The sequence below is a fragment of the Thermocrispum municipale DSM 44069 genome, assembly GCF_000427825.1.
GTDB classification, from domain to species: Bacteria; Actinomycetota; Actinomycetes; order Mycobacteriales; family Pseudonocardiaceae; genus Thermocrispum; species Thermocrispum municipale.
Map to the genome: position 1 here is coordinate 228,042 of NZ_KE386593.1, position 11,232 is coordinate 239,273.

The window sequence follows — 11,232 nt, forward strand, 5'->3', positions numbered from 1 at the left end:
AAGGGCTACGTCGTACGACTCCGGGTCGCGAATCAGTGTGACCGCATGGACGACAGAGAGTGACGCCTTTGCGCCACAGGCGCCGATGCGCCACGGCAACGAGGTACCGAAGGACCATGGCGGATGGCCCTCGAGTGCGACGGTTCTACCAGGTCAGCTACCTCAGGCGGGCGCGTCGACCGATCGCCGGCCACCTCGCCGACGGCTACTCATTTCCCGGCCGCTGGACGTGGTGCGAGTGTGCGCAGGGTGGTCGCAGGCGCTGGAGCAGGACGGTATAAACTTCGTGCAGTCGTTGCGGACGTAGCGCAGTTGGTAGCGCATCACCTTGCCAAGGTGAGGGTCGCGGGTTCGAGTCCCGTCGTCCGCTCCAGTTCTCCCGTAGCGCGTCGTCGACGCTACGGGATTTTTTGTGCGCGGATCACCCCTCCGGGGCGCCGCCCGGCGAGTCCGCACGGCCGGTCGATACCCCGCAGCCGTCGCGTTCGAGCTATTCGCCGATGACGGAGGGCACGACTGTCATCCCGGTGGTCTCGTCGACGATCTTTTCGCCGTGCTCGTCGTACTCGACCTGCAGCATCTCGTGCGGACTTCCCATGTTGTGGGTACTCGATATGCCCGAGATTTCGAAGCTCAACATTCCCACCAGCGCGTTAGCAGCTGCGACATGCCCCTCACGTTCATAAGCCCAACAGTATAGTCGAGCAATTCGGGGAAACCGCCCTTCTCATCCATCTACCGTTCCGCGCTAGCTAGGGTTCGGTTTCGGAGCCTTTGGTGCGACTATCGCCGACAGATCATCAGCCAGGCTGCATGCCGCCTTCGTGTTCTTCGCCGCAACGTTGATGTCAATACGCCCCTGAGCCGCAGCAAAGGTAACGACACATGAGTCCTCCCCGGCAACCTGCTTCGCAGTCCGCCCATCCACGTCTCCGTCGGCCACCTCATCCTCGGACAGCGGTACATAATTCTCAACCGTTTCATTCGGCCGAACAGCGAGAAGGAAGCTGAACACTTCACCCGAATCTGGAAGCTCGAACTCGCAGGTATCGCTGCTTCCACCAAAGGGCCCCTTTGGTGTAATCTTCAGATTTTTTGCCACCTGTTCTCTTTCGTCGGGCGAAAGCAGGTCGCAAGCAACAATTTGTTCTAGCGAACTTCCGGTCGAGTCCGCCGAAGGCGGAGGACTGCTAGCTTGCGAGGAAGCCGGACCAATATTGTCGCCAGCAATTGAGCGACCATCTTCCGAATCGCATGCCGCGCAAACCATTAGCCCAGCGAATACTATCACAAAGGAAGTCGCCCGCCGTGCAAGCAGATGCGTCACAGGTTCCCCCAAGAAGACTCGCTGCTGAACCGTCCAACATCCAGTAGTTCTTGATCGCCGCCTCGAACCCGCTGTCTAGTACCGAAAAGTCTCCGCGCTCGCTTCGCCTGAATCTGCTGCGGACACCACGGCGTACTTCTAAGACTTACAGCGACGCCTTTCCGCGAACGGACTTTCTCAAGAGAGGCTGGCAGCCTGAGTTCACGGACGTACGATTCCGCCTGACGCACGTGTCGCTGTGCCTCGTCGAGTTCCCCTATCGTGACTCCCACACAGTCTCGGTAGTTAGGAAGGCGCCGTTCTTCGTCACCCGATCGCCTCGGCAGGGCTCCGCTTCGGGGGACGTCATGGCTGGTGGGGGAGAGCTGCGCGGACAGCGGCCATCGGACTCTCCTCCACATTGCCCAGCGCTCGACTATCGGGTCATTCGCCGATGACGGAGGGCACGACGGTCCTCCCGGTGGTCTCGTCGACGATCTTTTCGCCGTGCTCGTCGTACTCGACCTGCAGGCCGGGGTCCATCTCCTGCTTGATGTAGTACTGGTCCTGGTGCTCCTTGTCCTCGGCACCCTGGCCGCGGCCCGCACCGGCACCGCCCATCATGCCGCCCATGCCGCGGCCCATACCGGCACCTGGACCGGCCTTCGCCGCAGCGGCTCCGCCGGCGCCCGACCCGCCGCCGAACGGAACAGCACCGGAGCCCTTCCCCGGACCGAAGCCGCCCGCACCAGCTGCTGCACCACCACCAACTGGACCGAAGCCCGTGGCAGCACCGCCCCCGGCGCCCGGGCCTCCAACACCGCCAGGCGAACCGTACGAAGTGCTTCCGCCGAGACCACCGCCGCTACCGGGCCCGAAGCCCGTGCTGCTCCCGGAATCCAAACCAGCGGCCCTCGTGTTGCCCGGTGGAATCACGCGACCGTCCGGCAGGATCCGCGTGCCATCGGGAAGGATCTTCGTGCCGTCCGGTAGCACCCTGGTGCCGTCCGGCTTGACGATCGTGCCGTCCGGGAGGCGAGTCGATCCATCGGGGAGTCGAGTCGAGCCGTCCGGCAGCCGCACGCCACCCGTATTGCTCGAGCCACCGTCGTTCGGCCTGTTCGCCCCGGTCTTCGGCGGGTCGATCCGCCCCGAAGGCGACCCGGAACGGTCACGCGAACTGCTGCTCGGGCCGGTACGCGGACTCCCGGTCCCGGTGTGCCCGTTCCCGATGTTGGACACCGACTTGCCAGAGTCTCCGCCGCCGCCCCTGTCGCTGCCACCGCCGTCACCGCTCGCGTCGAACTTCGGCGGCTCGGCAAACACCGGCGCCTTGGAGACCGTGGTGTAGGTCGACTTCTCGAAATTGGCGGCCACCTGCGCGGCCTGCTCGTGCGCCTGCCGGCTCTTCTCCTGCTTCTCTATCGCGTCGGACACGATCTTGATGGCTTCGAACGGGTTGCCCTCCGACCGCGCCCGCGCCATCTCGTTCTCCCAGGAGAACGGAATCGGCTCCGGCATCGCGTTCTTGAAGCTCTCCGAGGTGTCCGCCTGGGCCGCGACTACCTCCGCTGCCAGCTTCGCGTTATTTGCCGACGCCTCGCTGTATTTCGCCAGCTGGTCACCGTACGAAGCCGCAGCCTCGCCCGCGTCACCCTCCCACGAACCGCGCAGCACAGACACAGCACGCGAGATCGCTTCACTCGAATCGCTGTACGCCCTACTCACCTGGGTGTAATGGGCCGAGATCTGACCGACGGTCCCAGGGTCGTTGTTGTCAACCGACCACTTCTTAAGCTCTTCGTGCGGGATGCCCAGGTAGTTGGCATTCGGAATGCCGGAAACCTTGACGAACTCGACGTCCTCCGAACTTGCGTCCGCGATGGCTTGTTCCGAGAGTCGCTCAGCTCGCTCCCCCGCACGCCACCGCCCCAGAACGTCGTCGAGCAGCTCCGCGATGAAATTGTCTTCCTCGGCCGCAACCTCCTGGAGGTCGCGGATGAACTGTTCACGCTCATGCGGCGGAACATTCTCGATGAGGTACCTGTCCTGTTCCGCCTCCGGCATCGACGCCAAACGTTCCAGTTCAGCGCGTCGTCTGTCACTGACCATGTTGCATCCCCCTCAGCTACGTGGTCGGTTCCGGAACCCTCGACTCGACGATTTCCGTCAGGTGGTCGGCGATGTCACAGGAATCCTTGACCGACCGCGTCGCCACTGAGACATCCACCCGGCCACGCTCAGCAGCGAACGTCACAATGCATGTGCCTCCACTATTGGTGATCTGCTTGGCCGGTCTACCGGCGACTTCACTGTCAGTGATCTTGTCGGTCGATGCCGCCACATAGTCCTCGATGACCTGCTCCGGTCGGATACTGATACTTATGGTGACGCCGCCATCAGGCCCGTACTCAGACTGCTGGGTGCAGCTGTCGGCGCTCCCGCCGATCGGGCCCCGATTAATGACCTTGAAATTTGTGGCGATCTGATCGCGCTCTTCAGTCGTGATCAAATCACAAGCTACGACATCTCTCAGCGCGCCAACCGAGTCGCCGGGACCTTTTGAGGACACCGACGAAGATGGCGGCGAATTGTGGTCCCCACCAACAGCTTGCCCTGCTTCCGTGGAGCACGACGCTGCACTTGTCGCAAGTAGCCCCGCCGCAACCGTCGTCACGAGCACGTGCCGTGTCCGGACAGAATTCACCATCAAGCTTTACTCCCGAACGAGCTAGCCGCATCGTCGTCAAGCTGCCGGTAGTTCTTCATCGCGGCTTCGATACCTTCTCGGTAGTACCCGAGCACCTTTTTGGTCGCTTCGACAGCGTCAGCGGCGGATCGTCCTGCTTCCGCGTATGACGGGCCTGCGGTGACTGAAGCAAACGGGCTGCCCCCGACCGGCGGGGCTTGGCCTAGTTCGCGAGCGACCAGAAGGGCACTGTCCACGCATGCTTCAGCATTGTAAAGCTCCGTCAAAGCTTTCTCTGCCTGATCAGGATCGACGGCGAACTTGCCCCCCTTTGCCGCGTCACGGAAAGCCTTTGCCCCCTTGAGAGCCGCAGAGTTCTTCTCAGCGGAGCCGAACAGTTCGTTCCAGCTGATCGCCTCACGAGTCGGGCCGGTGGGCACGAGAGCCATGCGTACTATCCCCCTCACGCTGCGTGTGCGGCACTAGTTTAGCCGGATCCGGTGACCGAAAAGGGTGCTTTGGTTGGACCTCGCCCGTCGGTGGCCGGAACCTCGACGACCGATCCAGCCGCGCGTGCCCTGGCCAAGCGGTGCGGCGTTTGCCTTTGCCACTTGGATGTCCCGAATCCGGCGTTCGTTCCACCACTCACTCCAGATGGGGAGCGAGCGCACGTTGCACGAAGGAGGCGATCCGGCGGCTGTCGCCCGGGTGCAAGGTGACCTGCGGGGGATCGCCGTCGATGGTGGTGAACCATCGCCCGGGCCCGGCGCCGTACTCCTGGTCGAAATCCCACCACGTCAGCTGGCAGGCCCGCTCCCAGCGCGGCACCCCGCCCGGCACCGGTTTCCGCACGTGAGCGGTGATGGCGCCGAAGCCGAGACGGGGCCGGGAGAACAGGCGCATCACGCCGCTGCCTTCGCGGGCGCGGGTCGATACCGCGCGGGCGGCGGCCATCGGGTTGTACTCGTCCTCGTCCACCACGGGTTCGGCCGCCGGGGTCGGCATGGCCATGCGCTCCTCGGTCCCCTCACCAGCGGCGATGTTGGGCAGCAACGACAACAACTCCGGGACGACCGCGACCGGCCGCACCGACCGCACGATCAACGCGTTGCCTTCCTGATGAGCGACAACGGCGTCCTGGCCGTCCGAGCACGCCCGCGCCAGGAGGATCGCGCCCTCGACATCGCCACTCAACGACACCGTGACGGGTGCCTTCGCTAGCACCACCAGCAGGGCCTCGATCTGCGGGTTCACCCGCCCGCCGTCCATGACCCCGCTGCGTTCCAGCACTCGGTACGTGGCCTCGCGCAACCGCTGACGTTCATCCATCGTCTCGCCGACCGAGGGCACGTCGAACGGCTGCGGCGGCCGCCCCAGCTTCAGGTCCTCGAACAAAAAGTCGACGGCGGGCAATGACAGACGAGCCGAAACCACCCGGTCCTCCCCCAGAACTCCTCATTCCCGGCGAAAACCCTAACGCAGCCCGACCCGCTCCGAGCTGCGAACACCACACTTCACCCGATCAACCCGACGATCGGCCGTCGAGATCGGGCCGACCGGGGCGATGAGCGTCGGCTGACCAGGAGCCAAGTCGACCGGTTGACGAGACGGTGAGCGACAGGCTGACCAGGCGCCCCGAACTCACGACCGCGGCCTGCGCCGATACTCCTCCATCTCCGCCTCGTTCAGCGGCCGCCCCAGCCTCTTGACCTCGGGCTTCAAATGACACCCGGCGTCGACGCGCAACACCACCCTGTCCTGTGGATTCACCATGAGTCGCACGGTGGCGCCCCGCCCGTCGGACAACTGCACCACGGGATTCGCCTGGCGGTCGACCTCGAGTGAGACCTCGCGGAACCCGTACCGCTCAGCGACCTCGCGCAGCACGTCCTTGGCCACGCTCCACTGGTCCGGATCGAGCGGCCCCTTCGTCGACCACAACGGCAAGCCGAACGTCGCCGTGTTGAACGGATGCACGTCGGGGAAATCGCCGCACGGAGCCTCACTGGCCGTTGCCGGATCCGTCTCCCACTCCGGTAACGCGAGCCGCTCGGACAGGGCGCCGCGAATCTCGGCCTGCATGTCCTCGTACCGCTGCTTGGCCTGCTCCACGTCGGGCCGTTGCAGCAGCTCGGCGAACTGTTCTTCCGGGGTCATACCGCTCTCATCTGGGTCGTCGGCCGGACAAGCCGGATGTCATCTGCTGTCAGCGTGCTCGCGTTCGATCAACAGATCGTCCCGACCTGTGATGACCGCCGCCGTGTTGTACTCGCTGGTCGACTGACGCCGGTCCGCCTCGGTGTACCCGCTGTGGCCCTCCGAGCCGGCGAGCCGCTCGCCATCAGCCGTCACCGCGTCGTCGGTTTCGAGTTGTCGCACGCCGTCGTAATTCTCCGGACTGCCGCCGTACCAACCGGAGCCGGCGATCAAGTCGCCATCCGTGCGCAGGTTGTACAGCTCGCCGGCAGGCACCTTCAGGCCGTCGTCACCGTTCCAGCCCGGCGAACCCTGCGAGACGAACGCGTCCGCCGCGTCACTCTCCCGCAGCGCCAACGCGGTGGTCAGCGATCCGTACGAGTGCCCGATGGCCGTGATCCGCTCAGGTGGGTCGTCCATCCGGCTGGCCTCGAGGCCCTCCAGCTCGGCGGCGAGCCGCTTCGCCCCGTCCTCCGCACGATCGTCGAAGATGCCTTCCACGATCTCGTCCACGCTGGTCTTCGGCGGCTCGTAGTCCATCCACACCACCGTCGCGACCGTCTCACCGGTGCCCGCCAGCATGTCCTGCGCGTACTGGTTGACCTCACGCAGCTCGTCGACGTACCGGTTCATGTTGTCCTCGACCGCGGAATTCATCCCCGGGGTGTACACCGCCACGTAGTCGGCGTTGTCGACATCGCCGATCGCGACCGCGGCCCGGACCCGATCGCCCGAAGTGTCCAACGAGACGATCGAGTTGTCCTCGGCCTGCCGCTCCAGCACATCGAGCGCCTTGAGCTTCTCGTCGATGCCCCGCAGGTCGGAGATCGTCTTGCCGATACCGACCTCCTTGGCGCGCTCCAGCACGAACGTCCAGTCCTTGAGGTTCTCGCGGAGCTCGCGCAGCTTCTCCCGCTCGAGCGCGATCCGGTTGACGTTGGCTTCGTGCCTGGCCTGGTACGGGATGCCCTTCCGGTTCCCGATCAACTCCGGCCGCTGCGCGATCAGCCACTTCCGCTCGTCGTCCGACAGCGTGTCCCACCACGCCTTGTTCTGCGCAGGCGTGGCGTCCTTCGGTGGATCCAGCAACGTGGACTGGCCGGACTCGGCACCGGCGGCCGCCGCCTTGGTCATCGTCGACGCGTCGCTGTGGCCTTTGCCGTCGAGCACCGACCGCATCACCGTCGTCAGGTCCGCGTCGATGTCCAACCCGGTACGGACGATCTGCTGCACCTGCGCCTCCAGGTGTGCACGCACATCCGGATCCGGGTTCGCGGGAGCACCGGGTCGCGGCCGCACCACACCGCCGGCGATCTCGAAATCGTGCGCGCGGGCGAACTCGGCGGCGCCGTGCATCGCCCCGTGCAGCCGCTCGAGACGCTCCGCCGCGTCGTCCACCGCGGCCCGCAGCATCGCGAACTCCTCGACCCGATGCAGCAGGCCACGCTCGATCTCGGCCAACGAGCGCTTCGCCGCTTCGGCGGCTTCGCCCTCCCACTCGGCGGGCGTGGTCGCGTCCCGCAGCTCGGCCTCGGTTCCGCGTAAGCGCTTCAGCTCCGCGGCCAGGTCGTCACCGACCGCTTTCAGCTCCGCCGGACTCCAGCCGGCGATCGTGTCCCAGTCGCCCACGGCTCACGTCTCCGCCGGGGTCAAGCCGCTGAAGTCCGCCTCGCCCGCGCGCTCACCGCCGTCGTAGGTGTCGGCGGCCTCGGCCAGCTTCGTCGCGCGATCCTCCAACGACGACACGTTCTCGGAGAGCCGTGTCTGCCAGAAGTCACCGACCTGCGCGGCATGCTTCGCGGCGCCGGAGCCCGGCATCGCCCGCGCAATCGGGTCCGCCACCCGCGGGTCGACCGTCCGCAGCTCGTCGGCCAGCTCCCGCGTGCCTTTCGCCGCGGCTCGCAGCGACCGCGGCGCGACGCCGATGTCCGGCATATCCGCACCCCCTGCGTCAGTTCGCGCACAGGATGGCACAAGCCGGACCGCTACACGGCGACTTTGCGCAAAGCCGGTTTACTCGCCGGAGCTCGGCACACCGGTACCGATCTGGCAGGCCACCCCGGTGCCGCCGATGCCGCAGTAACCCATCGGGTTCTTGTGCAGGTACTGCTGGTGGTAGGTCTCGGCGTAGTAGAACGGGCCCGCCTGCGCGATCTCCGTCGTCACCGAACCCATGCCGGCATCACGCAGCGCGGCCTCGTAGTTCTTCGCCGACGTCTCGGCGGCTTCCCGCTGTTCCTCGTCGGCCCAGTAGATGGCCGAGCGGTACTGCGTGCCGACGTCGTTGCCCTGCCGCATGCCCTGCGTCGGGTCGTGGTTCTCCCAGAACACCTTCAGCAGCTGTTCGTAGGTGATCCGCTGCGGGTCGTAGACCACCAGCACGACCTCGGCGTGCCCGGTGCGCCCGGTGCAGACCTCCTCGTACGTCGGGTTCGGCGTGAACCCACCGGCGTAGCCCGCCGCGGTCGCCAACACGCCGTCCAGCTGCCAGAAAAGGCGTTCCGCGCCCCAGAAGCAGCCCATGCCGAACACCGCGGTCTTGCTGCCCTCCGGGAACGGGGGCGTGATCTTGGACCCCAGCACGGCGTGCTGCTCGTCGACCTGCAGCGGTTCGCTGCGGCCCGGCAGCGCCTCATCGGCGGTGATCATCGCGGTCTTGTCACGGGAAAGCCACATGACACCAGCATGCCACCGTATCGGATTGAACGGCTCCGACGACGTGGTACGTGTTCACTCGGACGGGTTTTTCCGGCATCGTATGCTGCGCACACGGCGGGGGAAGGACTGGGAGATGAGCTGGCAAGAGGAGCTGCGCAAACTCGACGCTGACCTCGCGGCTGGCAAGCTGACCAAGGCGCAGTACGTGTCCCGGCGGGAAGAACTGCTCGCGGAGGCCTCGTCCGCCCCGGCGCGGCCCCGGCAGTCCACGGACGCGCCGACCGAGAAGGAGCGGATCACGCCGGGCAAGCCACCGGTGTCCGCGCAGGACCTGCTGGCCACCGACCGGCCCACCACCGCACCGAGCCCGGCCGACGAACAGCCGACCGACTCGATCCCCTACCCGGCGAAGCCACCGGCACAGGAGACGAAGCCGTACGAGCGGCCCGCCGCGCCGCCCCCGCCGGTACCACCCCAGCAGACTCCGCCCCGCGCCATGCCGAACCGGATCGGCACGCAAGACCAGGCGCTGCCCGCGGCGCCGGAGGAGGCCTCGACGGGCAAGGGCAAGGTCCTCGTCGCGGTCGGCATCGTGGTCGCGGTGCTGATCGGCGGCACCGTGTGGTGGTTCAGCTCCACCGAGAACACCGACACCCCGCCGAGCGCCGCTCCGCCGCAGAAGACGACCACGCAGGCATCGCCCGCCCCGCGCGCCGGCTCCTCCGGTCCCGGGTCCGTCTCCGGCCTGGTCGACGAGCTCCCCCAGCTGCCCGGTGTGCTCAACCGCAACAGCGGCACCTACACGCCCGCCGAGGCCGCCCAACGCAAGCTGTTCGGTGTCGACGAGGCCGCGCTGCTGGACACCACCGACGTGGAGCGCGTGACCTGGAAGGGGTCCAGCCGCCGCGTCGGCAAGGCGGAGCTGGCTTACGTCGTGCTGGTCGCGGAGAACTCCTCGCGAGCCAAGACGGAAGCGACCGCGAAGGCGATGCGCAAACTCAGCGCCAGCCGTGTGCCCAAGTCCGACGGTCTGCCCGGGCATGCGAAACTGCCGACCTACCGCAAGTTGTCCGACGACGTCAGCGTGTACCGGGTCATCTACACCTCCGGCACCAAGACCATCCGGCTCGGCATCGTGGCCACACCGGGCGGCGACAACCAGCTGCTGAAGAAGGAAATGACCGTCCTGCTCGACGACATCACCAGGACGCTGCCGCCCAACGAGAGGTGAGCGTGGGAGTCGAACGCAACCGCGCGACGTGGGAACGCCTCGGCAACGACGACCCGCTGTGGGCGATCATGCCGTACCCGGCCGAGAAGAGCGCCGACTGGGACCTCGACGAGTTCATGGCCACCGGGGTGGCCGACATCGACCTGGTCGTCAAGCACCTGGCGGAGCACTCGCTGCGGTTGCGCGGCCGGGTGCTCGACTTCGGCTGCGGGGTGGGCAGGCTCAGCAACGCCATCGCCGCACTGCCGGACGTCACCTCGGTCGTCGGGGTGGACATCGCGTCGTCGATGGTCGAGCGCGCCCGCCAGTACAACCGGCACCCGGGAAGCCTCGAGTTCCAGGCCTACGACGGCACCCTGCTGCCGTTCGCCGACGGCGAGTTCGACTCCGTGGTGAGCCTGGTGGTCGTCCAGCACGCGCCGCCGCTGGCCCAGTTGCGCTACCTGGTCGAACTGAACCGGGTGCTCGCGCCCGGCGGCGTGCTGGTGCTGCAGATCGTCACCGAGCCACGACTACCACAACCGCTGCCGCCCGAAGCCCTGCGCGCACGGTTCGAACCGCTCGAGCCGCCGGCGACTCTCCGCCCGAGTGAGTCGGCACGGCTGACGGTGCGGCTGCGCAACGAGAGCACCCAGACCTGGCCTGCCGGCGTCCAGCTGCGTCTGGGCAACCATTGGCGCCGCGGTGACGAGATGGTCGTGCAGGACGACGGCCGGGCCGATCTGCCGCACGACGTGCCCGCGGGCGGCACGGTCGACCTGCCGCTGACCGTCACCGCCCCGCCCGAGCCCGGCGACTACCAGCTCGAATTCGACATGGTGCAGGAATTGATCACGTGGTGGTCGCAAGCGGGCAACCCCGTGCACCGGGTCGGCGTCAACGTCATGGGCGAGCCGATGCCAGCCCCGGCCGAACGACCCGACGACGCCACTCGGGGCGTCGAGATGCATGCGGTGCCGGACCACTTGTTGCGCGACATCGTGCAGCATTGCGGCAATCAGGTCATCTCACGCGTCGAGGACCATTACTCCGACGGGTATTGGGACAGCTACACGTACCTCATCCGGGCCGCTGATTAGGTCACGACTTGGTAGGTGCCTGCGTCAACGGTTCACCGGCCGGGGACAATGTGCCAGTCTCGCGCTGTCAGCG

11 protein-coding genes and 1 tRNA gene are annotated in these 11,232 nt (G+C 66.5%); 3 read left to right on the forward strand and 9 right to left on the reverse strand.

Features of this window, described 5'->3' with window-relative positions; translation table 11 throughout:
* The first annotated feature begins 297 nt into the window (after nucleotides 1-297).
* Nucleotides 298-373, forward strand: a tRNA-Gly gene (locus YWM_RS0116490).
* Between the two features lie 375 nt (nucleotides 374-748).
* On the opposite strand, the gene YWM_RS25855 is transcribed toward YWM_RS0116490, so the two are convergent.
* The 9 genes from YWM_RS25855 to msrA form a co-directional block, all read right to left on the reverse strand.
* On the reverse strand, nucleotides 749-1,270 hold the full coding sequence (locus YWM_RS25855; protein WP_084612473.1) for a DUF3558 family protein: 522 nt from the start codon (nucleotides 1,268-1,270) through the stop codon (nucleotides 749-751).
* Nucleotides 1,271-1,750: 480 nt separating this feature from the next.
* Complete coding sequence (locus YWM_RS27085) at nucleotides 1,751-3,373, reverse strand: T-complex 10 C-terminal domain-containing protein (protein WP_028851628.1); 1,623 nt, start codon at nucleotides 3,371-3,373, stop codon at nucleotides 1,751-1,753.
* A 61-nt stretch (nucleotides 3,374-3,434) separates the two neighbouring features.
* On the reverse strand, nucleotides 3,435-4,016 hold the full coding sequence (locus YWM_RS0116505; protein WP_245566075.1) for a DUF3558 family protein: 582 nt from the start codon (nucleotides 4,014-4,016) through the stop codon (nucleotides 3,435-3,437).
* Nucleotides 4,016-4,444 (reverse strand): hypothetical protein, encoded by a 429-nt coding sequence (locus YWM_RS26255; RefSeq protein ID WP_156914814.1) that lies wholly within the window; start codon nucleotides 4,442-4,444, stop codon nucleotides 4,016-4,018. Before YWM_RS26255 ends, YWM_RS0116505 begins: the two co-directional genes overlap by 1 nt.
* Before the next feature lie 196 nt (nucleotides 4,445-4,640).
* Nucleotides 4,641-5,429 carry an ESX secretion-associated protein EspG gene (locus tag YWM_RS25340; RefSeq protein WP_169721006.1) on the reverse strand — a complete coding sequence of 263 codons (789 nt, stop codon included), beginning with the start codon at nucleotides 5,427-5,429 and terminating at the stop codon, nucleotides 4,641-4,643.
* A gap of 207 nt (nucleotides 5,430-5,636) precedes the next feature.
* Entirely contained in the window at nucleotides 5,637-6,152 is a 516-nt protein-coding gene (locus YWM_RS0116515) for an LppA family lipoprotein (RefSeq protein WP_028851630.1), read from the reverse strand.
* Nucleotides 6,153-6,191: 39 nt separating this feature from the next.
* Entirely contained in the window at nucleotides 6,192-7,820 is a 1,629-nt protein-coding gene (locus YWM_RS0116520; protein WP_028851631.1) for an alpha/beta hydrolase, read from the reverse strand.
* Between the two features lie 3 nt (nucleotides 7,821-7,823).
* A complete protein-coding gene (locus YWM_RS24145) occupies nucleotides 7,824-8,126 on the reverse strand; it encodes a hypothetical protein (protein ID WP_052345009.1) in 303 nt (100 codons plus the stop codon).
* A 78-nt stretch (nucleotides 8,127-8,204) separates the two neighbouring features.
* Complete coding sequence (gene msrA / locus YWM_RS0116530) at nucleotides 8,205-8,867, reverse strand: peptide-methionine (S)-S-oxide reductase MsrA (RefSeq protein ID WP_028851632.1); 663 nt, start codon at nucleotides 8,865-8,867, stop codon at nucleotides 8,205-8,207.
* A gap of 115 nt (nucleotides 8,868-8,982) precedes the next feature.
* Here msrA and YWM_RS0116535 point away from each other — a divergent pair, with 115 nt between their 5' ends.
* Nucleotides 8,983-10,080, forward strand: coding sequence for a flagellar basal body-associated FliL family protein (locus YWM_RS0116535; protein WP_028851633.1), 1,098 nt, complete (start codon nucleotides 8,983-8,985; stop codon nucleotides 10,078-10,080).
* Nucleotides 10,081-10,082: 2 nt separating this feature from the next.
* Nucleotides 10,083-11,159, forward strand: a complete 1,077-nt coding sequence (locus YWM_RS25345; RefSeq protein WP_052345011.1) for a methyltransferase domain-containing protein — start codon at nucleotides 10,083-10,085, stop codon at nucleotides 11,157-11,159.
* Nucleotides 11,160-11,232: the final 73 nt, after the last annotated feature.

What these genes read in the sequence shown, in the direction of transcription:
- YWM_RS25855 (WP_084612473.1), bottom strand. Translation starts at nt 1,270, where the DNA reads ATGGTTTGCGCGGCATGCGATTCGGAAGATGGTCGCTCAATTGCTGGC.
- YWM_RS27085 (WP_028851628.1), bottom strand. Translation starts at nt 3,373, where the DNA reads ATGCCGGAGGCGGAACAGGACAGGTACCTCATCGAGAATGTTCCGCCG.
- YWM_RS0116505 (WP_245566075.1), bottom strand. Translation starts at nt 4,016, where the DNA reads ATGGTGAATTCTGTCCGGACACGGCACGTGCTCGTGACGACGGTTGCG.
- YWM_RS26255 (WP_156914814.1), bottom strand. Translation starts at nt 4,444, where the DNA reads ATGGCTCTCGTGCCCACCGGCCCGACTCGTGAGGCGATCAGCTGGAAC.
- YWM_RS0116515 (WP_028851630.1), bottom strand. Translation starts at nt 6,152, where the DNA reads ATGACCCCGGAAGAACAGTTCGCCGAGCTGCTGCAACGGCCCGACGTG.
- YWM_RS24145 (WP_052345009.1), bottom strand. Translation starts at nt 8,126, where the DNA reads ATGCCGGACATCGGCGTCGCGCCGCGGTCGCTGCGAGCCGCGGCGAAA.
- msrA (WP_028851632.1), bottom strand. Translation starts at nt 8,867, where the DNA reads ATGTGGCTTTCCCGTGACAAGACCGCGATGATCACCGCCGATGAGGCG.
- YWM_RS0116535 (WP_028851633.1), top strand. Translation starts at nt 8,983, where the DNA reads ATGAGCTGGCAAGAGGAGCTGCGCAAACTCGACGCTGACCTCGCGGCT.